This window comes from Vibrio sp. A2-1 (assembly GCF_021728355.1).
Taxonomy (GTDB): Bacteria; Pseudomonadota; Gammaproteobacteria; order Enterobacterales; family Vibrionaceae; genus Vibrio; species Vibrio splendidus_K.
This window is the reverse complement of the sequence record NZ_JAKKCO010000005.1, coordinates 1-24,025: the sequence shown is the minus strand read 5'-3', so window position 1 is coordinate 24,025 and position 24,025 is coordinate 1. Positions and strand designations below refer to the sequence as shown.

24 protein-coding genes and 1 rRNA gene are annotated in these 24,025 nt (G+C 43.9%); 20 read left to right on the top strand and 5 right to left on the bottom strand.

Going from position 1 to position 24,025, the window contains the following annotated elements; genetic code table 11:
• The first annotated feature begins 177 nt into the window (after positions 1-177).
• The 5 genes from rnr (at position 178) to rplI (ending at position 5,208) form a co-directional block, all read left to right on the top strand.
• Complete coding sequence (gene rnr, locus L3V33_RS16560) at positions 178-2,676, top strand: ribonuclease R (RefSeq protein WP_017078239.1); 2,499 nt, start codon at positions 178-180, stop codon at positions 2,674-2,676.
• A 234-nt stretch (positions 2,677-2,910) separates the two neighbouring features.
• A complete protein-coding gene (gene rlmB / locus L3V33_RS16555; RefSeq protein ID WP_004735856.1) occupies positions 2,911-3,651 on the top strand; it encodes a 23S rRNA (guanosine(2251)-2'-O)-methyltransferase RlmB in 741 nt (246 codons plus the stop codon).
• A gap of 292 nt (positions 3,652-3,943) precedes the next feature.
• A complete protein-coding gene (gene rpsF, locus L3V33_RS16550; protein ID WP_004735855.1) occupies positions 3,944-4,357 on the top strand; it encodes a 30S ribosomal protein S6 in 414 nt (137 codons plus the stop codon).
• Positions 4,358-4,489: 132 nt separating this feature from the next.
• Positions 4,490-4,717, top strand: coding sequence for a 30S ribosomal protein S18 (rpsR, locus tag L3V33_RS16545; protein ID WP_000090472.1), 228 nt, complete (start codon positions 4,490-4,492; stop codon positions 4,715-4,717).
• 38 nt (positions 4,718-4,755) lie between these two features.
• Complete coding sequence (rplI, locus tag L3V33_RS16540; RefSeq protein ID WP_004735854.1) at positions 4,756-5,208, top strand: 50S ribosomal protein L9; 453 nt, start codon at positions 4,756-4,758, stop codon at positions 5,206-5,208.
• A gap of 236 nt (positions 5,209-5,444) precedes the next feature.
• Here rplI and L3V33_RS16535 read toward each other — a convergent pair whose 3' ends face one another.
• Positions 5,445-6,344, bottom strand: coding sequence for a DUF481 domain-containing protein (locus L3V33_RS16535; protein ID WP_237290831.1), 900 nt, complete (start codon positions 6,342-6,344; stop codon positions 5,445-5,447).
• Between the two features lie 176 nt (positions 6,345-6,520).
• Here L3V33_RS16535 and L3V33_RS16530 point away from each other — a divergent pair, with 176 nt between their 5' ends.
• From L3V33_RS16530 to L3V33_RS16520, 3 genes are read left to right on the top strand one after another with little or no spacing between them, the layout of a single operon-like run.
• Positions 6,521-7,912: a replicative DNA helicase gene (locus L3V33_RS16530; RefSeq protein ID WP_004735852.1), complete on the top strand. Its 1,392-nt coding sequence runs from the start codon at positions 6,521-6,523 to the stop codon at positions 7,910-7,912.
• Positions 7,913-7,918: 6 nt separating this feature from the next.
• A complete protein-coding gene (alr, locus tag L3V33_RS16525; RefSeq protein WP_017078240.1) occupies positions 7,919-9,004 on the top strand; it encodes an alanine racemase in 1,086 nt (361 codons plus the stop codon).
• Positions 9,005-9,027: 23 nt separating this feature from the next.
• The gene (locus tag L3V33_RS16520) at positions 9,028-10,233 is read left to right on the top strand and encodes a BamA/TamA family outer membrane protein (protein ID WP_029224181.1); all 1,206 of its coding nucleotides are present in this window, start codon (positions 9,028-9,030) and stop codon (positions 10,231-10,233) included.
• Positions 10,234-10,349: 116 nt separating this feature from the next.
• On the opposite strand, the gene L3V33_RS16515 is transcribed toward L3V33_RS16520, so the two are convergent.
• On the bottom strand, positions 10,350-10,769 hold the full coding sequence (locus L3V33_RS16515) for a secondary thiamine-phosphate synthase enzyme YjbQ (RefSeq protein WP_004735849.1): 420 nt from the start codon (positions 10,767-10,769) through the stop codon (positions 10,350-10,352).
• 326 nt (positions 10,770-11,095) lie between these two features.
• Between L3V33_RS16515 and pgi the strand changes: the two genes are divergently transcribed.
• Entirely contained in the window at positions 11,096-12,748 is a 1,653-nt protein-coding gene (gene pgi / locus L3V33_RS16510; RefSeq protein WP_102553516.1) for a glucose-6-phosphate isomerase, read from the top strand.
• 138 nt (positions 12,749-12,886) lie between these two features.
• Here pgi and L3V33_RS16505 read toward each other — a convergent pair whose 3' ends face one another.
• The gene (locus tag L3V33_RS16505; protein ID WP_004735847.1) at positions 12,887-13,348 is read right to left on the bottom strand and encodes a chemotaxis protein CheX; all 462 of its coding nucleotides are present in this window, start codon (positions 13,346-13,348) and stop codon (positions 12,887-12,889) included.
• A gap of 17 nt (positions 13,349-13,365) precedes the next feature.
• A complete protein-coding gene (gene zur / locus L3V33_RS16500; RefSeq protein ID WP_017078243.1) occupies positions 13,366-13,824 on the bottom strand; it encodes a zinc uptake transcriptional repressor Zur in 459 nt (152 codons plus the stop codon).
• A gap of 246 nt (positions 13,825-14,070) precedes the next feature.
• Here zur and L3V33_RS16495 point away from each other — a divergent pair, with 246 nt between their 5' ends.
• The 3 genes from L3V33_RS16495 to L3V33_RS16485 all read left to right on the top strand — a co-directional run bounded on the left by L3V33_RS16495 (position 14,071) and on the right by L3V33_RS16485 (position 15,486).
• A complete protein-coding gene (locus L3V33_RS16495) occupies positions 14,071-14,250 on the top strand; it encodes a hypothetical protein (RefSeq protein ID WP_237290926.1) in 180 nt (59 codons plus the stop codon).
• Positions 14,250-14,408, top strand: a complete 159-nt coding sequence (locus tag L3V33_RS16490) for a hypothetical protein (protein ID WP_237290830.1) — start codon at positions 14,250-14,252, stop codon at positions 14,406-14,408. The genes L3V33_RS16495 and L3V33_RS16490 overlap by 1 nt, the downstream gene beginning before the upstream one ends.
• Positions 14,409-14,571: 163 nt before the next feature.
• Positions 14,572-15,486 carry a DUF6236 family protein gene (locus L3V33_RS16485; RefSeq protein ID WP_237290829.1) on the top strand — a complete coding sequence of 305 codons (915 nt, stop codon included), beginning with the start codon at positions 14,572-14,574 and terminating at the stop codon, positions 15,484-15,486.
• A 62-nt stretch (positions 15,487-15,548) separates the two neighbouring features.
• On the opposite strand, the gene L3V33_RS23190 is transcribed toward L3V33_RS16485, so the two are convergent.
• The gene (locus L3V33_RS23190) at positions 15,549-15,854 is read right to left on the bottom strand and encodes a tyrosine-type recombinase/integrase (protein ID WP_346730229.1); all 306 of its coding nucleotides are present in this window, start codon (positions 15,852-15,854) and stop codon (positions 15,549-15,551) included.
• Between the two features lie 166 nt (positions 15,855-16,020).
• On the opposite strand from L3V33_RS23190, the gene dusA reads away from it, so the two are divergent.
• The 8 genes from dusA to L3V33_RS16440 form a co-directional block, all read left to right on the top strand.
• Complete coding sequence (gene dusA / locus L3V33_RS16475) at positions 16,021-17,022, top strand: tRNA dihydrouridine(20/20a) synthase DusA (protein WP_017080832.1); 1,002 nt, start codon at positions 16,021-16,023, stop codon at positions 17,020-17,022.
• 263 nt (positions 17,023-17,285) lie between these two features.
• Positions 17,286-17,507: an envelope stress response protein PspG gene (pspG, locus tag L3V33_RS16470; protein ID WP_004735816.1), complete on the top strand. Its 222-nt coding sequence runs from the start codon at positions 17,286-17,288 to the stop codon at positions 17,505-17,507.
• 135 nt (positions 17,508-17,642) lie between these two features.
• Positions 17,643-18,308 carry a TIGR04219 family outer membrane beta-barrel protein gene (locus tag L3V33_RS16465; RefSeq protein WP_237290827.1) on the top strand — a complete coding sequence of 222 codons (666 nt, stop codon included), beginning with the start codon at positions 17,643-17,645 and terminating at the stop codon, positions 18,306-18,308.
• A 192-nt stretch (positions 18,309-18,500) separates the two neighbouring features.
• A complete protein-coding gene (locus L3V33_RS16460; RefSeq protein WP_004735813.1) occupies positions 18,501-18,731 on the top strand; it encodes a hypothetical protein in 231 nt (76 codons plus the stop codon).
• A 123-nt stretch (positions 18,732-18,854) separates the two neighbouring features.
• The gene (locus L3V33_RS16455; protein ID WP_054548389.1) at positions 18,855-20,720 is read left to right on the top strand and encodes an assimilatory sulfite reductase (NADPH) flavoprotein subunit; all 1,866 of its coding nucleotides are present in this window, start codon (positions 18,855-18,857) and stop codon (positions 20,718-20,720) included.
• Entirely contained in the window at positions 20,720-22,447 is a 1,728-nt protein-coding gene (cysI, locus tag L3V33_RS16450; RefSeq protein ID WP_237290826.1) for an assimilatory sulfite reductase (NADPH) hemoprotein subunit, read from the top strand. The genes L3V33_RS16455 and cysI overlap by 1 nt, the downstream gene beginning before the upstream one ends.
• Positions 22,440-23,216 carry a phosphoadenylyl-sulfate reductase gene (locus L3V33_RS16445; protein WP_017080080.1) on the top strand — a complete coding sequence of 259 codons (777 nt, stop codon included), beginning with the start codon at positions 22,440-22,442 and terminating at the stop codon, positions 23,214-23,216. The genes cysI and L3V33_RS16445 overlap by 8 nt, the downstream gene beginning before the upstream one ends.
• 692 nt (positions 23,217-23,908) lie before the next feature.
• A 16S ribosomal RNA gene (locus L3V33_RS16440) occupies positions 23,909-24,025 on the top strand; the annotation flags it as partial.

Genomic DNA, 24,025 nt, shown 5'->3' with positions numbered 1-24,025 from the left:
TTTTATCGTTTGCTTGAAATTTTGATGATAGTCCGCCTCTATGAAGCGATGTTTCACAAAGTGAAGATATGTATCAATCTTAGGTTATTTTAGGCTTTTCCAAAGCATATCTGTAGCTTACCCCTAGCATCAGATATACTAGGGGTATATACATTCCTTGCTTAAGCAGGCCCGCCTATGTCAAAAAACACACCAATGTCAGAAAACACGACAGCGACAACCACTGTTGATCCTTTTGCCGACCGAGAGTCGAAAAATTACGAAAACCCAGTACCAAGCCGAGAGTTCATTATTTCGTTTCTAACAGACGCGAATATCCCAATGAACCGTAACGATCTATTCGAAGCTTTGGGTTTGGCTGGAGAGGAACAATATGAAGGGCTGCGTCGTCGTTTACGTGCAATGGAACGTGATGGACAGCTTATCTTTACCCGTCGTCAGTGCTACGCATTGCCTGAGAAGATGGAATTGATTAAAGGCTATGTGATTGGTCATAAAGACGGTCATGGTTGGGTTCGCCCAGACGGCAGTGTGGGTAAAGACAATGATATCGTGTTGCCGCATCACCAGATGAAAACCATCATGCACGGTGATTACGTACTGGCTCAGCCTACTGACAACAGTAAGCGTGGTCGTCGTGAAGGTCGTTTGGTTCGTGTTCTTGAAGAGCGCAAAACCCCACTTGTTGGTCGCTTCTTCTTAGAATATGGCCATTCTTACGTGGTTGCTGATGATTCGCGTATTAGTCACGACATCCAGATCCCTACCGAGCATAAAGGCGGTGCTCGAATGGGTAATGTGGTTGTGATTGAAATTACGGATCGTGGTGGTCGTTCTCGTAACATGATGGGTAAAGTGACCGAAGTTCTTGGTGAAAACATGGCTCCGGGTATGGAAACGCAGATCGCGATCCGTACTCACCAGATCCCACAAGAGTGGCCTGAAGCGGTAGATAAGCAAATCGTAAACCTCGGTGAGCACGTTCCTGAAGAAGCAAAAGAAGGACGTGTTGATCTACGCAAACTGCCATTGGTTACCATTGATGGCGAAGATGCACGTGACTTCGATGATGCGGTTTACTGTGAAGCGAAGAAAGGCGGAGGCTGGCGCCTGTGGGTAGCGATTGCTGACGTAAGTTACTACGTTCGCCCAGACACTGCGCTAGACAAAGAAGCGATTAACCGTGGTAACTCGGTATACTTCCCGTCACAAGTTGTGCCAATGCTGCCAGAAGTCCTTTCTAATGGCCTATGTTCATTGAACCCTCAAGTCGACCGTTTATGTATGGTGTGTGAGATGACTATCTCAGACAAAGGTAAACTGTCAGGTTACAAGCACTACGAAGCGGTAATGAACTCTCATGCCCGTCTGACTTACAACAAAGTTGGCGCTATCTTAGATGGCAATGAAGAACTTCGTGAGCGTTACGAGCCTGAAGTACCACATCTTGAAGAGCTTCATAAGATGTACAAGGTACTTAAGAAAACGCGTGACGAACGTGGTGCGATTGAGTTTGAAACGGTAGAAACTAAGTTTATCTTCAATGCGGATCGTAAGATTGACCGTATTGAACCCGTCATCCGTAACGATGCACACAAGATCATCGAAGAGTGTATGATTCTTGCGAATATCGCATCGGCGTCTTACGTAGAAAAAGCGAAAGAACCTGCACTGTACCGTGTTCACGATACTCCGGGAGAAGAGCGCTTAACTGGCTTTAAGAGCTTCCTTAGTGAGCTAGGTTTAACGCTGGAAGGTGGCCTGTCGCCATCACCAGTAGACTATGCACAACTGATGCAACAGATTAATGAGCGTGAAGATCGTGAGTTAATCCAAACCATGCTACTGCGCTCGATGAAGCAAGCGGTATACAACGCGGACAACGCAGGTCACTTTGGTTTAGCTCTTAAACGCTATGCTCACTTTACCTCGCCAATTCGTCGTTACCCAGATTTGCTATTGCACCGCGCGATTAAGTACCTTATTGCGAAAGAAGAAGGCCGTCAGAGTGAGCGTTGGACGCCAACCGGTGGTTACCACTACACTTTCGATGATATGGACTTCTACGGCGAGCAGTGTTCAATGACTGAGCGTCGTGCTGATGATGCTACGCGTGAAGTGAACGACTGGCTGAAGTGTGAGTACATGCAAGACCATGTCGGCGAAGTGATGGATGGCGTAATTGCTAACGTGACTGGCTTCGGCTTCTTTGTTCGTCTCACTGAACTGCACATTGATGGCTTGGTACATATCTCAGCGCTAGCGAATGATTACTACCAATTTGATGCTGTTGGTCAGCGTTTAGTCGGTGAAAGCTCAGGTAACATCTACCGCTTAGGTGATTCGGTTAAAGTGAAGGTTTCTGCGGTTAATCTAGAAACTCGCCAAATCGACTTTGATTTAGAAGACACCGATCGTCAGCCTCGTGGTAAAGGTAAAACAGCCAAGAAGCGTGCGGCTGAAGCGATGAAAAAGGCGAAAAGCAAAAAGCGTTCAGCGGTGAAGAGTAATAAGCCGGGTGTACCTGCGACGCCTTTAGTTGAACCTACTAAGCGACCAGACGGTAGCTCTGAAAGTTCAGCTAAGAAGAAGTCAGCGAATAAAACCGGTGCTGCGAAGGCGCGAGCTAAGAAAAAGCGTACTGCAAGTCGTAAGCCAAAGGCTGATAAGTCTTAAGTTTATAAGTCTTAAGTTTATAAGCCTTAAGGTTAATAAGTCTTAAGCTTAATAAGGCGCTTTGCTAATTAGGTTTAGCACAGCGCTAGTTTAATGTGATATGACTTTAACGCGAAAAGATTTTAATGCGAGAGTATCAGGCGCAAGACGCATACTCTCGAAATAAACAACACAGGGGTGGGTGCATCGGGTTTGATGTCATTCATCTCTGAGCAATAAGAGTAACCAGAGACAATGAGTAACGAATTTATTTACGGTATTCACGCGGTGAAAGCCGTACTAGAAAAAGATCCAGCGCGCTTTATTGAAGCGTACGTGCTTAAAGGTCGTCAAGACGATCGTCTTCTTCCATTACTGAATCAACTGCAGCAATTTGGTGTGTCGATTCAACAAATGGGCCGTAAGCCGCTTGATGAAAAAGCCCAGGGTGCAAATCACCAAGGTCTTATTGCTAAGGTGAAGCCTGCTAAGCAGCTTAATGAAACTCACCTAGACGATATCCTAGCGCAGCACGAACAGCCTCTGCTGTTGGTTCTAGATGGTGTAACAGACCCTCATAACCTAGGTGCTTGTCTACGTAACGCGGATGCTGCGGGTGTGGCGGCTGTTATCGTACCTAAAGATCGCTCTTCACCGCTAACGGCAACCGTAAGTAAGGTTGCTTGTGGCGCAGCTGAAACCGTTCCTCTAGTACGCGTAACCAACCTAGCTCGTACAATGCGTGCACTGCAAGAGCAAGGTGTATGGTTCGTGGGTACCGCAGGTGAAGCAACGCATGATATCTATCAAGCGAAGCTAACGGGTCCTCTTGCCGTAGTTATGGGCGCAGAAGGTGACGGTATGCGTCGTTTAACGCGTGAAACGTGTGATGACCTGATTAAGATCCCAATGTCAGGCAGCGTGTCGAGCCTAAACGTTTCGGTAGCATCGGGCATCTGCTTGTTCGAAGCGGTACGTCAGCGCCTAGCTCAATAGCGTTAAGCTGAGTCAAAAGGCAAAACGACTCTAAGTCTATGAATTTATTAGCGCTCACCACTTGCTGGTGGGCGTTTCTTTTTAGGCTGTTATGACGGAATCGTTTGGTTTGTCAGATGGCTAGATGGCGAAAGAAAAACTGTTTCATTATTAGCCAAATACCGCTTGCCAATACCGGGTTCTTTCTATAATATTTGCCGTCCTTAAAACTCGGTCATTTTTCTTTAGTTCCTTGCTTCCCTTGGACGACCGAGCCTTTCGTGGAAGCTAATAATCCGTAAGGAGCAACCAAATGCGTCATTATGAAATCGTATTCATGGTTCACCCTGATCAAAGCGAGCAAGTTGCTGGCATGATCGAGCGTTACACTGGTTCAATCACTGAAGCTGGCGGTACTATCCACCGTCTAGAAGACTGGGGCCGCCGTCAAATGGCTTACCCAATCAACAAACTTCACAAAGCTCACTACGTTCTTATGAACGTTGAAGCTGGCCAAGAAGTGATGGACGAGCTAGAAACTGCTTTCCGTTTTAACGATGCAGTTCTACGTAACATGATCATGCGCACTAAAGGCGCTGTGACTGAGCAATCTATCATGCTTAAGCAAAAAGAAGAGCGTGCAGAGCGTGCTCCTCGTCGTGATGACCGTGAAGAACGTGCACCACGTCGTGAAGAAGAAGCTAAGCCAGAAGCTGCTGCTGAGTAATTCTTTTTTGGCCTTTTAGGTCATTAAATTTTATTCAACTCGTTTAGGTATTTTCACTACAAGCATTTGCTTACGCTTATTTATAAGCCTGTGTTAATACCGCATTATTAAATTTAGATCAGGAGATAGCCCATGGCTCGTTTCTTCCGTCGTCGTAAATTCTGCCGTTTTACTGCAGAAGGCGTACAAGAGATTGACTACAAAGACGTAGCAACTCTAAAAAACTACATCACTGAAGCTGGTAAAATTGTACCTAGCCGTATCACTGGTACAAGTGCTAAATACCAACGTCAGCTAGCTCGCGCTATCAAGCGTTCTCGTTACCTAGCTCTACTACCGTACACTGACAAGCATCAGTAATCGGTAATAGTTAACAATAGTTTAAGAGGACTAAGATAATGCAAGTTATTCTACTTGATAAAATCGGTAACCTAGGTGGCCTTGGCGACCAAGTAAACGTTAAATCTGGTTACGCTCGTAACTTCCTTATCCCACAGGGTAAAGTAGTTATGGCAACTAAAGACAACGTTGCTATGTTCGAAACTCGCCGTGCTGAACTAGAAGCTAAAGTTGCTGAGCAACTAGCTGCTGCAGAAGCTCGCGCAGAGACAGTTAACACTCTAGAAGGCGTTACAATCGCTTCTAAAGCTGGTGACGAAGGCAAACTATTCGGTTCTATCGGTACTCGTGACATCGCAGATGCTATTACAGCAGCTGGTGTTGCAGTAGTTAAGAGCGAAGTACGCCTACCTGAAGGCGCTCTACGTAACATCGGCGAATTCGAAGTAAGCATCCAACTTCACTCTGAAGTTTTTGCTACTGCGAAAATCGCTATCGTTGCAGCTGAGTAATTTCAGTACCAAGACGAATTCTTTCTTTTGAAAGTTTTAAACACCAGCTTCGGCTGGTGTTTTTTTATGTCTGAAATATAGGAAAGCATAGCGAAGGGGTTATGGTAAGTAAAAAGCTTACAGTGATCCAAAAGCCCTTATTGCTGAACAGTCTGTTCTCAAGGTTAGAAGTGGCCTTAAGACTAGAATTGCTCTTGAGATTAGAACTGCTCTTGAGACTAGAGTTGCTCCTGAGATTAGAACTGAAAGAGCAGGTTAATCGACAGCACTGAGTCTTCTTTGCTTAATCCGTGAGGCACTTTATCGTGGTATTGACGAGAGTGGGCAATCTTCAGTGCGATATTGTCAGTAATATCGTTGATCGCTTCTAATTCTGTATCAAATTTCAGGTTACTGTGGCCAGATACTAACGTCACATCAGCCTTGAGCTGCAAATTCTTCAACACCTGCCATGATGTATTCACATTGCCACGGAAAATCGCCTCTTCAACAATCTCTGGGAAGATGATGTCATCGTCGTCCAATTCATCGAGATTAGGTTCTTGGTAACGAAAACCCGGTCCGACTTCGACTTCCAACACAAACTCTTCAGTGTTCGAGAACTGATAACCCAAACCACTAGAAACGGTATAGTCCTTAAAATAAGCGCTATAACGTGAGTCGACACCTTTGAAGCTGCCGTAAAGGTAGGTTTTAGGGCTTAACTTGTAGTCACTCTGAGCCGAGTAAGTCGATTGCCTTTTATCTTCTTCACCGTCTTTGTAGAGGTTGTAGTATTTCCATTCGCCACTGGTTCTATGACGGCCAGCCGTATACTCACCGTTTAGGCGGGCATTTAGCGATCGTGAATCAGAATTACCAGTATGCGACTGATACCCAAATTCGACTTCCGTCTTGAGTGGGTTCGGCAGTTCTGTGTCACTCGTATCACTTGGTGCGATATCCATATCTTTTTCAGGTGTCGGTGCAACGACGATCGGCTCAACAGTAGGTTCTGAAACTACTATAGAGTCGAGGATTGCATCGACAGAGGCTTTAGCATCATCATCAGCTAAGGCCAACGGAGAGCTCAGAAGGCTGGTGCTTAGAAGACCAGAGCTTAGAAGACCAGTGCTCAGAGCCAATAATTTGGACACGCATACCTCTAGTTATACAGTGAGTGAATGGCAGGATCGTAATGCTACCCTTGGTTAATTCCGTCAGCAATAGGTAAATTCTTCCTGAAGAATAAAACAAACGCTTAGGAACGGATTACAAATGAGTGTTCTTGGGTATAATGAACGATCATTATTAGTTATTGAGTGTAGTCATAGTGGATACCAAAAGTCAGAAATCAGCCAACGATCAGGTGGACGCCATCAAAGTCCCACCACATTCATTAGAAGCTGAGCAATCTGTTATTGGCGGTTTGTTATTGGATAACGAACGCTGGGATACAGTTGCTGAAAAGGTTGTGGCCAAAGACTTTTATAGCCGTCCTCACCGTCTGATCTTTGAAGCGGTAAAGGATATCCTTGAAGAAAGTTCTCCTCTGGACCTGATTACACTCTCTGAACATTTAGAGCTTCGTGAGCAGCTAGAAGACGTAGGTGGCTTTGCTTACCTTGCTGACTTAGCCAAAAACACCCCAAGTGCCGCTAATATTAATGCGTATGCGGATATCGTGGCACAGCGAGCACTGGTTCGTAGCCTGATCGGTGTGGCGAATGAGATCGCGGATTCTGGTTATGACCCTCAAGGTCGTACATCGGAAGAGCTGGTTGATCTTGCTGAAAGTAAAGTCTTCGCGATTGCAGAAGGCCGAGCAAGTGAAAACGAAGGTCCACAAAACGTTGATAGCATTCTCGAGAAGACGCTAGAACGTATCGAAATCTTATATAAATCGCCACAAGATGGTGTGACAGGTGTCGATACTGGCTTTAACGACCTCAACAAGAAGACAGCAGGCCTACAGGGTTCTGACTTAATCATTGTTGCTGCGCGTCCATCGATGGGTAAAACCACCTTTGCGATGAACTTGTGTGAAAACGCGGCGATGAAGCAAGACAAACCGGTTTTAATCTTCTCTTTAGAGATGCCAGCCGAACAGCTGATGATGCGTATGCTTGCGTCACTTTCTCGTGTCGACCAAACCAAGATTCGTACCGGTCAATTAGACGATGAAGATTGGGCTCGTATTTCGTCGAGTATGGGTATTCTGATGGATAAGAAGAATATGTATATCGATGATAGCTCGGGTCTAACGCCAACCGAAGTTCGTTCTCGTGCTCGACGTATTGCTCGTGAACACGATGGTATCTCTATGATCATGATAGATTACCTTCAATTAATGCGTGTTCCTTCATTATCAGATAACCGTACTCTTGAAATTGCCGAGATTTCTCGCTCATTGAAAGCGTTGGCGAAAGAACTGAACGTTCCGGTTGTCGCACTTTCTCAGCTTAACCGTTCCCTAGAGCAACGTGCAGATAAACGCCCAGTTAACTCGGATTTGCGTGAATCAGGTTCGATCGAGCAAGATGCCGATTTGATCATGTTTATCTATCGTGATGAGGTTTATAACCCAGACAGTTCATTGAAAGGCATCGCAGAGATCATCCTTGGTAAGCAACGTAACGGTCCTATCGGTTCGGTTCGTTTGACATTCCAAGGTCAACACTCCCGATTTGATAACTATGCAGGCCCTGCATTTGATGATGAGTAATCGCTAATGACTTACATGAAAGCAGCGACGGCAAGCATTGACTTAAACGCGCTCGAACATAACTTGAACCAGATAAAGTCGAAGGCTCCACAGTGTAAAGTTATGTCGGTTGTGAAGGCGAATGGCTACGGGCACGGCTTACTGCATATCGCCAAGCACTCTAAAAACTCAGATGCTTTTGGTGTGGCGCGTATTGAAGAAGCCTTACAACTGCGAGCTGGTGGCATTGTTAAACCCATTTTGTTGCTGGAAGGGTTTTACTCTTCGGGTGATTTACCCATTCTGGTAACCAATAACATTCAAACCGTGGTGCATTGTGAAGAGCAATTAAGCGCGCTAGAGAATGCAGATTTGGAAACACCGGTTGTGGTATGGCTTAAAGTCGACAGTGGCATGCACCGATTAGGTGTTCGCCCTGAGCAATACCAAAACTTTGTAGAGCGTTTGCATCAATGTGCGAATGTTGCCAAACCTCTACGTTACATGAGCCACTTTGGTTGTGCTGATGAACTTGATAGAGCAACCACCGTTGAACAGACTGAGCTTTTCTTATCTCTCACTGACGGTTGTGAAGGTGAGCGTTCACTTGCTGCCTCTGCGGGTCTATTGGCTTGGCCTAACAGCCACCTTGATTGGGTTCGCCCGGGAATCATTTCTTACGGTGTTTCGCCTTTTGCTGATAAATCAGCGCAAGAGCTTGGCTTTAAGCCTGTGATGACTCTGACCTCACATCTGATTGCGGTTCGTGATGTTAAAGCCGGTGAAAGCGTAGGCTATGGCGCTAACTGGACCAGTGAACGTGATACAAAGGTTGGCGTGATCGCGATTGGTTACGGTGATGGTTATCCACGCATGGCTCCTAACGGCACTCCAGTGTTCGTTAATGGACGAAAAGTACCGATCGCAGGACGTGTGTCAATGGACATGCTAACGGTCGACCTTGGCCCTGATGCTGCAGATCAAGTGGGCGATGAAGCGACTCTGTGGGGTAAAGGCTTACCTTCAGAAGAAGTAGCAGATCATATCGGCACTATCGCGTACGAGTTAGTCACTAAGCTGACTTCACGTGTTGCGATGGAGTATGTGAAGTAGCTATGGATCTTGTAAACTAAATGATGTTCAAGCGAACGACTCGACACTGGTTAACGTCAGCTATGGCATTGCTCGGTGTTAGCTTTTCTTCTTCTGTTTTGAGTGAAGAAAAAGATTCAGCCTTTGTCCCTTTCTATTTTAGTACTGAAACATTGGGTAATACCTTTGGGGTTGCGGGTGTCGCAAAGGGTGTTTGGCAACCTCAAGCCGCTCTGTTTGGTATGGCGCTTTATTCAGACAAAGACAGTTACGTCGGTTTTCTATCGGCCTTTAACTACGCTTTGTCTGAAAATGTTTTGTTCAGTACTCAGATGTACCAAGCGCGCTTCAACGACAATCCTTATTACATTGGCTCTCAAGGCGACAACGATTCATCTATTGATGATAAAACCATTGCCGATGGCTTAGAGCAAAACTATCAGTTTGAATTTAAGTATTTGCTACCTTGGGGCAATGTTGCAGAACATGGCTTGTTAGGGGCTTTTCAGCCAATCAAAGATGTGAGCTTTGCTTCGCCCGTCGAGTCGGGTGTCAGTTCGATTATCTTCACGCCTTTTTATACGGCACGTGAGCTAGAAGGTTTAAATAATACTGAAGAGGCGACAGGCTTTAGTCTGGCATTGGATTGGGATAACCGTGATAGCACACGTAACCCAACCACGGGCTCTCATACTAACCTTGAATTCACGACTGGCGCAGAAAGCTGGTCTAACGATGATTTATGGTTGAAGTGGACGTTCCAAAACAGTCAGTACTTCGCATTAGGCCCTTTAGGGGACCTGTTCGACCAACAAGTTGTGGCACTCGATTTCTATACCGCTGATACACCAACCTGGGATAACTGTTCTGGGCAAGATTGTGCTCGTCCACCGGAAACTGAACAAGCTCGATTGGGTGGCTTGTATCGTTTACGAGGTTATACCGGAGGTCGCTATCATGGACGTTCTGCGGTTCATTACTCTGCTGAGTACCGAGTGATTCCTGACTGGCAACCTTTGGGTGATATCCCACTGATTAACTACTACGATTTGCCTTGGTGGCAATGGGTGGCGTTTGCCGAAGTCGGGCGCGTTGCGGATGAGTACGATATAAAAACACTGCACTCGGATATGAAATGGAGCCTAGGTGGCGCGGTTCGTTTCCAAGTAGAGGGTATTGTTGTTCGTGCTGAGTTAGCTCGAGGTGGTGATGAAGGGACCTTTAGGGTCATGATAAACCAGCCTTTCTAATCTGGTTTTACTAACTCGAATATCTCATATTTTAAAGGGTGACACATAACTGTGTCACCCTTTTTTGTTTTCTATCATTATGTTTTTAATAATGTTTTATAGCTGGTTACTTAAGGTTATTCACCTTGAATGGTCGCAATAACCGTACGGCTTCCACCACAATCTCGGTGTTCTCCTAAGTAAATGCCCTGCCATGTTCCTAAAGCTAAACGACCATTGCTAATTGGTATTGTCACACTGGTGCCAAGTGTCGATGCTTTAATGTGGGCTGGCATGTCATCATCGCCTTCATAGGTGTGTCTGTAGTAGGGTGCTCGCTCAGGTACAAACTTATTAAAGTGTGATTCCATATCGGTACGGACGGTAGGATCAGCGTTCTCGTTTAGCGTGAGGCTGGCAGAGGTATGTTGGATAAAAAGATGTAATAAACCAACAGATAGAGAATTGATATCGTGTATCTGTTGTTCAATTTCATCAGTAATGAGATGAAATCCACGCTTTCGTGCATTTAGGTGTATAGTCTTCTGAATCCACATACGCCATCCTTTATAATGTATTTGGAAAAAAAGTGGTTTAACGCTATCTTTTGAACTTGAATTTATCAGGTATCGCTCACATTTAATTATGTTAGAGCTAGAGTCTGTACCGATTCTTGTATCAGGAAATCGAATCCTGATTTATCTCAAGGTACAGCTCTTCATATGCGGCATAATACGTCGTGAAAAAAAATTACAAAGAATCTTTCAGTGGTGACGCGGTTTGGTCATCACAGAAAAATATAAACTTTCGCCTAATCGGGGGTTCTATTCATCACCCAGGTGACGTTTAGAATAAAACCTACAGTAACATCGGGATAGATACCATGTTGAAAAATATCAACCCAACGCAAACACAAGCGTGGAAAGCTCTAACTGCACATTTTGAGTCTGCTCAAGATATGGATATGAAAGAGCTGTTTGCTCAAGATGCAAAGCGTTTCGAGAGCTTTTCTACTCGTTTCGGTTCTGACATCTTAGTGGATTACTCTAAGAACCTTATCGATGCTGAAACGATGCAGCACCTATTTGCTCTTGCGAACGAGACTGAAGTTAAGTCTGCAATCGAAGCAATGTTCGGCGGTGATGCAATCAACAAGACTGAAGGTCGTTCAGTACTTCACACTGCTCTACGTAACCGTAGCGACAACCCAGTAATGGTTGATGGCAAAGACGTAATGCCAGCAGTGAACGCAGTACTAGCAAAAATGGAACTGTTCACGCACCGCATCGTTTCTGGTGAGTGGAAAGGTTACACAGGTAAAGAGATCACTGATGTAGTTAACATCGGTATCGGCGGTTCGGACCTTGGTCCATACATGGTGACTGAAGCACTTACGCCATACAAAACTCGCCTGAACATGCACTTCGTTTCTAACGTAGATGGCACTCACATTGTTGAGACACTTAAGCCTCTTAACCCAGAGACAACGTTGTTCCTAGTAGCATCTAAGACATTTACGACTCAAGAAACAATGACGAATGCACACTCTGCTCGTGATTGGTTCCTGGCTGAAGCGGGTGATGACGCACACGTAGCTAAGCACTTCGCAGCGCTATCAACTAACGCAACATCAGTTGCTGAGTTTGGTATTGATACTGACAACATGTTCGAATTCTGGGACTGGGTTGGTGGTCGTTACTCACTATGGTCTGCAATCGGCCTTTCTATCTCTCTTTCTATCGGCTTCGATAACTTCGCTGAGCTACTAGATGGCGCACACGAGATGGATAACCACTTTGCTTCAACTGAGTTTGAAAGCAACATTCCAGTGATCCTTGCGCTTATTGGTGTTTGGTACAACAACTTCCATGGTGCTGAGTCAGAAGCGATTCTACCTTACGATCAATACATGCACCGTTTTGCTGCTTACTTCCAGCAAGGCAACATGGAATCAAACGGTAAGTTTGTTGACCGTGAAGGCAACCCAGTAGAATACCAAACAGGTCCTATCATCTGGGGTGAACCTGGTACTAACGGCCAACACGCTTTCTACCAACTGATTCACCAAGGCACTAAGCTGATCCCATCAGACTTTATTGCTCCTGCTATCAGCCACAACCCAGCATCTGATCACCACCAGAAGCTAATGTCTAACTTCTTTGCTCAAACTGAAGCACTAGCATTCGGTAAGACAAAAGAGACAGTGGAAGCTGAATTCCTAGCGGCTGGTAAAACAGCAGAAGAAGCAGCGGAGCTTGCTCCTTTCAAAGTATTTGAAGGCAACCGTCCAACGAACTCAATTCTTGTGAAGCAAATGACTCCTCGCACTTTAGGTAACCTAATCGCGATGTACGAGCACAAGATCTTCGTTCAAGGCGTTATCTGGAACATCTTCAGCTTCGACCAATGGGGTGTAGAACTTGGTAAGCAGCTAGCAAACCAAATTCTTCCTGAGCTTGCTGACGATGCTCAAGTAACCTCTCACGACAGCTCAACTAACGGTCTAATCAACGCATTTAAAGCGTTGAAAGCTTAAGACTGTTTAAGTAACACCAAGTAATAACTGTTAACGCCAACCTTTCGGTTGGCGTTTTTTATATCCGTTGATTTTACGGCAATAAAAAAGGCTGACGTATGTACGTCAGCCTTTCATTTTTTATTTACTCGATTGTCTCTATTCGAAACAGATCTCGATGAAGGCATTACCCCACTGAGATGTGAAAGGCATGATGATAATAGCACCTTCACACTTATGACGAATGGTGTGGCCTTTACCTGAAACGACGATTGGCGTTGCCATGTCGAAATCAAAGCCGCTTTCTGCAAGAATACGTTTTGCACCACCAGTCACCATATTAGTGATTTCACCCACCATATCGGTCACTTCTTCGTTCAAGCCATTTGGTCGTTCACCCAACATGTTTTCCATGATTTCTAGGGCAAGACCTTCATCAAAAGTGATCGACATTGAGCCACGAGATTGTGTGCCAACCATACCAATTAGGCCGGATACATCACCACGAGCGATCTCATCTTTCTTTACTCTTGGTTTTTGTGGCTTCAATTCAAGAGAAGCCATCGTTTTTAGTACATTCATCAAAGAAGCTAAAAACGGGTTTACAAATTCAGCGCGCATAATGTTCTTCTATAATCTTATTCTTTCATTTCGGAGGAGCAAGATTGGCAAATGCCATGCGATTCAATGACATGATTGGTCAATTGAAAGCCATGCTTCTCAGCGTTACTAGCGAGTAGAGTGACAAGCGCATCGTCTTGCAATTCTATCACAGTGCCACATTTATCGCAGATCAGTAGTTGGGAGAAATGTTTGTTTGCATTGCAAGAACAGCAACATATGAAGCTATTGGTTGATTCAACTCGGTGAATGAAACCTTGTTCCAACAAGAAATCCAAAGCACGATAAACTGTAGGAGGCTTGGCTTGCGGTTCACTGACTTTCAGCTGCTCTAATAATTCATAAGCGCTAGAGGCTTTTTTATTAGAGAAAATGAGCTCAAACACTCGCTTTCTCTGAGGTGTTAATCTAACGCCTCGAGATGCGCATATCCCTTCAACTTGCTCTATTAATGTGTGGTCCAAATTTTTCACCATTCAATCGGACATCCCTATTCAAACCCTATTTCTAGGTTACTACGTTTTGGGAGCCAATGATTTCTATTAAAGTCAGGTACAGAGCGTATTGTGACCCACGACTTTGAATAAGACAAGGTAACTCAAAATGACAGTGTGACTCAAGGCATAACTGATTAATGAGGCTGAATTAGAGATCTGGTGAATGTGTTTATAAAAAAATGTGCAATAAGGTGCTTTTATAAAATGCTTTCAATCGACATTGGCTTGTCATCGACTAAGAAAGATTTAGCGTTACTGGGCGCGGGAGCGGCTTTGGTAGTTGGTCACCTTGAACTTGTCACCGCGAGCGTATCGGCAGACGGTGCTCAATTCGGTGGCATTATTGGCGCAAGTGCTCCAATAGTATTTGGCCTATGGGAAACCCTACGCAATGAGTTCAAGTAATGGCAGAGTCTCAAACAATAATTGTTGCCGTTGTTAGTGCCTTGTCTGGTGGGGTTGGTGTAGGCATTACACTTAAAACCGATGTTAAGTGGTTGCGTTTAATGATGGAAAAGATGGATGAGCGTTTGACTCGACTTGAAAGCAAAAGCCCTCAGTGAAGGGCTTTATTGCTTAAGGAAATCATGATTCTTGTCGTATAGGGGAAACCGACACTTTATTTTTGTTCGGGTCGCGTCACAATCGCTACTTTATGATTTTGCATTATCTTCTTCTACAAATAAGCACGTAGTAGAATATATTTCTTTTTCTATTGAGGTATCTATGGAAAGAGGTGTTGTTTTATCCCCTAAGTTTGTTGAACTCCCAACGGGTAGCGTACTTTTTGAGTCAGCTGTAGATGACTTTGAACTTCGTAAGTACCTAACTTATTGGGATAAAATAGAAGTCCCACGAAGCTCCATGATTGAGTTTGACTGCTGGCAGTTTAAGCACCTTGAACAAGCTGGGTATTTGACTCGAACAGTTTATGGCCACCCTCAAGCTTTCAGAGCTGTTAGCATGGAGCAGAGCCAACAAATTTATATTGGGTACTGTGATAGTGCTGAGATCATTGACTGCAAAGATATAACTCTCAATAAAACGTGTGGTAATCAGATATTATCTGCACATGAAGATGTTTTTGCTCTCAAAGCATCAACAGAACCTGGGGTTTGGTCCAAAGCTCAAGTATCTACGAACCTAATGTCCTCAGATAGCCTAGCCAAAGAAGCTATCGAGATGGAACTATATAACATGCTTCCTGTTCCCGCCCCTAATACTCCGCTAGACGATATAATAAAGTTCAAAGAGACGCGACATGATCAGTTGATAGCGTTTCGATGTTATTTAGATGATATTTACCAGTCAGTTCTCGTGGCCGGAGATGTACCTAAAGCGAAAAGCACAGCATTAAATCGCTTGGAACTTTCGTTAATAGATATAAATAGAACAATGAAAGAGTCAAAAATTAATTATGTCCTAGACTCCCTTCGCTCTGTTGCTTCTGATACAACAGGTATCGGTGGTTTGGCCTTAGGTGGTGCTGGTGCTGCATCTATTCTTTCAATGAACCCATACATTGCAGCAATAGCATCAGCTGGTATTGGTATTGCTTCAAAGTTCATTCCTCAATCTAAGGATACGACTCCAAATGAGCTTACATATTTGAAAAGTGTGAGAAGCTCATTCTCTAAATAAATATGTTTGTAGTGAAGATGAACTTTAGTGCTCATCTTCTTCTTATTTTCTTTAATCGGTTACTAAGCTTTTTTATGAAGTTTATGAGGAAACAATTGAGTATAAACCTGCCACAAAATGTTTAGATTTCTATGCCCAGTAACCTGTGCAACTTCTTCAACCGAGTAGCCTTTCTCAAACAACCGACTGGCTCCCTCTCTTCGTAGGTCGTGATACCTCAAATCCTCAATTCCTAATTCGTTTCTTACACGCTGAAAGCCTGCATTAACACTTCGTGAGTTGTACGGGAAAATAAGTTCGTCTTTGTTCCTGAATGTTTTCGATTCCCTGTGTATAATCGCCCAATTATTTTTGACTACAATGTCCACTGTGAAGCGTGATTCACCGCTTTGAAGTGTTCTTTTTTTAATGCTAAATGATGCCTTCGTCCCACTCCGTCGATACGTACTATATGCGTACTGAACGGGTGAGTTTGCGGCAGAACTAGCGAGTTTCTGTATATATATGCAGTGTATAGATTTTGAGTAACGCTTTATGAAACCTGACAATACCAGTAAATACGCGGCTAACCGCTTATCCGTTGCACCCATGCTCGATTGGACTGACCGCCACTGTCGTTACTTTCACCGTTTGCTTTCTCAGCAGACGCTTCTGTACACGGAAATGATAACAACAGGTGCGATCTTACATGGTAAGGGCGACTTTCTAGAATATAACGAGCAAGAACATCCTCTTGCACTTCAACTCGGCGGTTCAAACCCGGTTGATCTAGCGGCTTGTGCCAAGCTTGCTGGTGAGCGTGGCTATGATGAAATCAACCTTAATGTCGGTTGCCCTTCCGACCGAGTTCAGAATGGTCGCTTTGGTGCTTGCCTAATGGCTGAGCCTGAGCTGGTGGCAGATTGTGTGTCGGCGATGAAAGAAGTCACTGATATTCCAATTACCGTGAAAACGCGTATTGGTATCGACGACCAAGACTCTTATGAGTTCTTAACTAAGTTTGTTTCGACGGTTTCTGAAAAAGGCGGCTGTGAACAATTTACTATTCACGCTCGTAAAGCGTGGTTGAGTGGTCTTAGCCCTAAAGAAAACCGTGAGATCCCACCGTTAGATTACGATCGTGCATACCAAATCAAGAAAGATTTCTCTGATCTTGTGATTGCCGTGAATGGTGGCGTTACTACTCTTGAGCAAACTAAAGAGCACTTGCAACACCTTGATGGTGTGATGATTGGTCGTGAGGCTTACCATAGCCCGTTTATCTTGGCTGAAGTCGATCAGCAGATCTTTGGTCTAGACACGCCAATCAAGAAGCGCTCACAAGTGGTTGAAGAAATGTACCCGTACATTGAGCGTGAGCTTTCAAATGGTGCAAGCTTAGGACACATCTCTCGTCATATGCTTGGTTTGTTTCAAAGCATGCCGGGCGCAAGACAATGGCGTCGTTACATCAGTGAAAACGCACATAAGAAAGGTGCAGGTATCGAAGTGATGCAGACTGCATTAGCTAAAATCCCTAAAGAGCTAAACGTATAACCTCCCTCGAGGTTAAAAGCCCAAGGTTAGAAACTTAAAGTTAAAAAACCAAGCTTAAAAACTTAAGCTTAAAAACCTAAGGTTAAATTCGCCACTAGAGGCTAAATTTGCCATTGATAGTTTCTTTAAAAGCCACGCATTTAGATGTGTGGCTTTTTATTTATCTGATAAGTAAGGGTTTTATTGGTTTTACTAACTTGGTATGGAAGCTGCAATGTTAGAAAGTAGGAAAGATAGGTCATTAACTCATTAGGGAGACCATTATGTTTGAATTAATCTTTGTTCTTATTTTCGTCGCAACTCTACTTGTCACTGGTATCACGTTTATGACGGTATTGGCTGCAACCGGAATCGCGTTAGTCGTCATGTTGGTCTTAGGTATGATGGGGGTTGTGTTTAAGTTGCTGCCTTGGTTAATTGTGATTGCATTGGGTATCTGGTTTTTCAAAAACTTTGTACACAGTTCTAACCAAAGACGTTACTAAGGTCATGGTGTCGTCAAATCTTTGATCGTCATCGGTTTATCGTTTTAGAATTTAAGATGTGTGATAGAATTTTCCCCAATAATCTATGAATGTGCATACAATTAGCACAACGATATGGAATTGGAGCTATCTCAAATGAATAAAATGCCATTAATTGCTTTAGTGGGAATGCTATCTTTAAGCTCGGCAGTGTCTGCTGAAGAAGAGTTTTCTTACACGGCTAAAGTCGGTGCCGATATGTGGTGGGGAAGTACAAAGCTAAACGAAGTTAGACAAGATGATGATTCTAACTCACCTTCGTTGTATCTCGCATTTGAGCATAATGCCCCGATGCTACCAAACGCTAGCTTTCGCTATACTTCTGTTGATGCAGATTCATTGGCTTTCGATAAGTACGACTACACCTTCTATTACACGTTGTTAGATCATAAGCTGATGAACTTCGATGCGGGTGTGACGTTTACTCAGTATTCAAACTCGAATTACATCGAGCCTCAAAATGGCACTCAAACAAGCTTTGATGAATTCACTTGGAGCTTCTACGGCAACGCAGAGATTAATGTTCCTGAGACCAATTTCGATATCATCGGTACGATGGAGTTCGGTGATAGCAGTGGTATTAAGAGCACGGATTTGATGGCAGGTGTTCAGTACCGAATTCCTGTAGCAGAAACTGAGATAGCACTGCGTGGTGGTTACCGCGTGATCGACCTTGATTCGGAAGAGTTCTTCTCTTCAGAGGTTGGCAAAGAGTTTGTCATGGTTGATGGCTGGTTTGCTGGCGCTGAAGTGCGCTTCTAGGCCATAGAAAGCAAATTTAGAACGAATTTTGAGAACGCCACTTTATTAAGTGGCGTTTTTTTATATCTATTGGTTATATCCTTCTGGAATTAGTTAGCACATTCATCACTTTCGACCATCCTTTATACAGAGAGCTAATTAGCGTCTATTCTTATAAGGTCTATGTTGTGAGGTCAAAGCAAGGGATGGAATATGACACTCAATGAATTACGAAATTTATATAGAGAAAATCTGTTAGTTGAAGCGATCATAGAGCCCTCAATTCAAGAAGGGTCTTGGGTTGTGGAGTTTCGCCATATGGGAGGTGGCTTTGTTCTGCTTACTGATGTTCATGGTGAAGAGTGCCATTACGCGGATCTAGATTTAGCATCTAAGTCGGCAATGGCGGTTGGCTTTCAGCAAGTACGCATTGAAAACCAGTAAGCCAATTTATGTTTCAATCGGTTTTTACTTCCAAAAAGTTATAAAACATACTTTTCTATTCTTTCTTGTTATTAAAAGGAGTGGTTAATCTATCGTCACGCAATGATTAGGGATGTCGTGACCATGTCTTTAAATAAGAAAGAGTCTTCACAAAATAATAATGCACAGTCTGGGGCTAATGAGTTACCTGGGCTAGCAGCACCACTTAATGACCAACAATTGGGTCATCTTCAACACACTGTTTCTGAGTTATCTTCACAACAACTGGCATGGGTCAGTGGTTACCTTTGGGGAGTTAGCCAAGCTCAGCCTGTCGGTGCAGCTGCGCCAATCGCTCAAGCGGCTGCTGCAGTAGCGGCTAAACCAGCGGGTAAGCTCAGCATTATCTTCGCATCTCAAACAGGTAATGCTAAAGGTGTCGCTGAATCGCTTGAGGCAGAAGCTAAAGCCTTAGGTATTGCTGTCGAGCTTTTCGATGCAAGTGATTATAAAGGTAAGAACCTAGCCAAAGAGACACACGTCATTTTTGTGGCTTCAACCAATGGTGAGGGCGAAGCCCCTGATAACGCTATTGAGTTGCATGAATTCCTACAATCGAAGAAAGCGCCAAAATTATCAAACCTACAATACGGTGTGATTGGTTTAGGTGACTCAAGCTATGAGTTCTTCTGCCAAACGGCTAAAGACTTCGATAGCTTCCTCGCTAAGCTTGGTGCTAAATCGTTTGTCGACCGTCTTGATTGTGATGTTGATTACGAAGAATCAGCAACGGAATGGCGCGCTAAAGCATTAGAGCAAGTAAAAGAGACGCTATCGACAGGCACTGAAGCTGATGTGGTTCAATTACCAGTCGGTCAAGCGGCTGCCGGTCATTCGCAATACACTAAACAAAATCCATACACCGCGACACTATTGACGAGCCAAAAGATCACCGGCCGTGATTCGGGCAAAGATGTTCGTCATATCGAGATTGATCTTGATGAGTCGGGTATTACTTACCAACCGGGTGATGCGCTAGGCGTATGGTTTGAAAACAGTTCAGAACTCGCTAATCAGATTCTTTCTAAGGTTGGGTTGTCTGGTATCGAAAGTGTTGATGTCGATGGTGACAACTTATCTATCCACAGCGCACTCGTCAGTAAATTCGAAATTACATCTTCAAATCCTCAACTAGTGACTAAGTTTGCTGAGCTTTCGGGCAGCAAGAAGTTAATTAAGCTGGTGGAAGATAAAGACAAGCTTCGTGAATACGCGGGTAATACTCAAGTTGTCGATGTTTTAGCTGAGAAGAAAACTAAGCTATCGGCTGATGAATTGATTGGTCTACTACGTAAGCTGACACCGCGTCTCTACTCTATTGCATCAAGCCAAGCTGAAGTGGATGAAGAAGTTCACTTGACGGTTGGTTTGGTTGAATACCAAAAAGGCGATGAATCTCGTTTAGGCGGAGCTTCTAGCTTCTTAGCTCAGCGCTTGGAAGAAGGTGGTGAAGTGAAGGTGTTTGTTGAGAACAACAATAACTTCAAACTACCACAAGACGACAATACACCAATTATCATGGTTGGGCCGGGTACCGGTATCGCACCGTTCCGCAGTTTTGTTCAAGAGCGTGAAAACAATGATGCTGAAGGCAAAAGCTGGCTCTTCTTTGGTGACCGAACTTTCACTCAAGATTTCTTATATCAAGTTGAATGGCAGAAGTACCTTAAATCTGGTGCGCTAACCAAGCTTGATGTTGCCTTTAGTCGTGACCAAAAAGAAAAGGTTTATGTTCAAGACCGCTTAATTGAACAAGCAGCTCAGGTTTGGCAATGGCTTCAAGAGGGCGCGTACCTCTATGTATGTGGCGATGCGACTCGAATGGCGAAAGATGTTCATGAAGCGTTAGTTACAATTGCGGAAAAACATGGCAATCAGAGCCGCGAGCAAGCTGAACAATATATTAATGATTTACGTAAAGCGAAACGTTACCAAAGGGATGTGTACTAATGAGCAAGCAAGTAATAGAGCAAGAAGTGCTAGGTCAAGTACTGGGACCTTTGGCTGATAACGAACGTCTTAAGCGTGAAAGTAAAAATCTTCGCGGTACGATTGAACAAGATCTCCAAGATAGAATTACGGGTGGTTTTACTGCTGATAACTTTCAGTTGATTCGTTTCCACGGTATGTATCAACAAGACGACCGTGATATTCGTAATGAACGTACCAAGCAAAAGCTAGAACCTTTACATAACGTCATGCTGCGTGCGCGTATGCCTGGCGGGATCATCACTCCGAAGCAGTGGCTCGCGATTGATAAATTCGCAGATGAAAGTACCTCTTATGGTTCTATCCGTCTCACAACTCGTCAAACTTTCCAGTTCCATGGCGTGTTGAAGCCGAACATTAAGTTAATGCACCAAACACTAAACAGTATTGGTATTGATTCCATTGCGACGGCGGGTGACGTAAACCGAAATGTTTTGTGTACCACAAACCCGGTTGAGTCTGAGCTCCATCAAGAAGCTTATGAGTGGGCGAAAAAGATCAGTGAACATCTATTACCTAAGACTCGTGCTTATGCAGAAATCTGGTTAGATGGTGAAAAGCTAGCAACAACGGACGAAGAACCTATCTTAGGTAGCAACTACTTACCACGTAAGTTCAAGACGACGGTTGTAATTCCTCCGCAAAATGACGTAGATGTTCATGCTAACGATCTTAACTTCATCGCGATTGCTAAAGACGGAAAGCTGGTGGGCTTTAACGTATTAGTGGGCGGTGGTCTTGCAATGACGCATGGCGATACTTCTACTTATGCACGTAAAGCTGACGATTTTGGTTTTGTGGCATTAGATAAAACGTTAGATGTAGCAGCGGCGGTGGTAACGACTCAGCGTGATTGGGGTAACCGTTCGAACCGTAAGAACGCAAAAACCAAATACACACTAGACCGTGTTGGTATTGATGTATTTAAAGCAGAAGTAGAAAAACGTGCAGGCGTTGAGTTTTCTGAAAGCCGTCCTTATGAGTTTACTGGCCGTGGCGATCGTATTGGTTGGGCGGAAGGCATTGATGGTAAGCACCACTTAGCGTTATTCATCGAAAATGGTCGTTTACTTGATTTCCCTGGGAAAGCGCTGAAAACAGGTGTTGCTGAAATAGCGAAGATCCACAAAGGTGACTTCCGCATGACAGCGAACCAAAACCTAATTGTTGCAGGTGTGCCTAAGAGCCAAAAGGCAAAAATTGAAAAGCTGGCACGTCAATACGGTCTGATGGATGATGCCGTTTCCGAGCAGCGTAAAAACTCAATGGCTTGTGTGGCATTCCCAACATGTCCTTTAGCAATGGCAGAAGCTGAGCGTTTTCTTCCTGAGTTTGTAACGGATGTTGAAGACATTCTGAAGAAACATGGATTACCAGAAGAAGATAACATCATCCTTCGTATCACGGGTTGTCCAAACGGTTGTGGTCGTGCAATGTTGGCTGAACTGGGGTTAGTCGGTAAGGCTCCGGGGCGTTACAACATGCACTTAGGTGGCAACAAAGCCGGAACTCGTATCCCGAAGATGTATAAAGAGAACATCACTTCAGCTCAGATCTTAGAAGATATTGATTCGCTGGTGGGACGTTGGGCTACAGAACGTAACGACAATGAAGGGTTCGGTGATTTTACAATCCGAGCTGGCATCATCGAAGAGGTGATAATTTCAAAGAGGGATCTGCATGCATAATTCTGTCGCTTCAAAACTGAAGTTAGCAGAGCTACTCGCATTGACTAAGACGGAGCAAATACTTCGTCTTGGACAAATCAATGCTGAGTTAGAGCAGCTAACCGCACTAGAAAGAGTTAAGTGGGCACTAGAACATTTAGAAGGGACACATGTTGTGTCTTCTAGTTTCGGAATCCAAGCGGCGTTGATGCTGCACTTAGTGACTCAAGCAAAACCCGATATTCCGGTTATTCTTACGGACACTGGGTATCTATTCCCGGAAACGTATCGCTTTATCGATGAGTTAAGTCAGAAGTTGACTCTAAACCTTCAAGTCTTTCGTTCTCAGCAGAGTCCTAATTGGCAAGAAGCGCAATATGGCAAACTTTGGGATCAAGGTATAGAAGGGATAGAGAAGTACAACAAGCTTAATAAAGTTGAACCGATGAGAAGAGCGCTGGATGAGCTCGAGGCGGGCACTTGGTTTTCTGGGTTGAGAAGAGAGCAATCTCAATCGCGTGCAAACTTGCCTATCTTATCTATCCAAAATGGTGTGTTTAAGTTCTTGCCAGTAATTGATTGGACAAATAAAGATGTTCATTATTACTTAGAAGAGCATGGTCTCAGTTACCACCCACTTCGCGAGCAGGGATACCTTTCTGTTGGAGATACTCATACAACTAAGAAATGGGAACCGGGTATGACTGAAGAAGAAACCCGTTTTAATGGTCTAAAACGAGAATGTGGTCTCCATGAAGACGATGGAGAGCAATATGGCTCTGGGATTTAGACTCATTGCCATTTCAAAAGCTGCCATAAGGCAGCTTTTTTGTTTTCTAGCATGAAAATTAGAGCAATTGTGGATAAGTCTGTGGTTATTCTGTAAGTACTTTGTAGTTAAACCTGCATAAATAAGGCTTTGAGTGTTTATTCGTCATCTAACCGTTATTTTTACATTTTTCGACAATAAACACTTGCCAATGTGAGGAACATCTCTATAATGCCGCCTCACTGACACGGTAGACGCCACAAGGCTTCAGCGAAGAATGTTAGTAAGGCAACTAGCTTTAAGCGATTATTCGCTTCTACTTTTTAAAAGTAGAAATTAATTTTCAAAAGTGTTTGACACTGAGAATTAAAACGCTAGAATGGCCGCCTCTTCCAAAGTGATGTAAGTCACAACGAAGAGAAGCTCTTTAACAATTTAAACCTATCAATCTGTGTGGGCACTCGTTGATGAATATCAAAACGTTTTATCTTCCCTTTTTATTAAGAGAAGTAAAACAGATTCCTCGGAATCAACTTTGGTTTCAATGAACTGAGTGACCAATACGAATAACTACTTTCTCTTGTAGAAAGAAAGTATTTGGCACAGTCAATTCATTATCTTTCTGTTGGAAAGATAATAGCTTTAGAATTACATGTTCATGTTTACATGAATATTAGTTTTGAAGTCAGTATTCATTGAGCCGACAAAATCTTAAATTGAAGAGTTTGATCATGGCTCAGATTGAACGCTGGCGGCAGGCCTAACACATGCAAGTCGAGCGGAAACGACACTAACAATCCTTCGGGTGCGTTAATGGGCGTCGAGCGGCG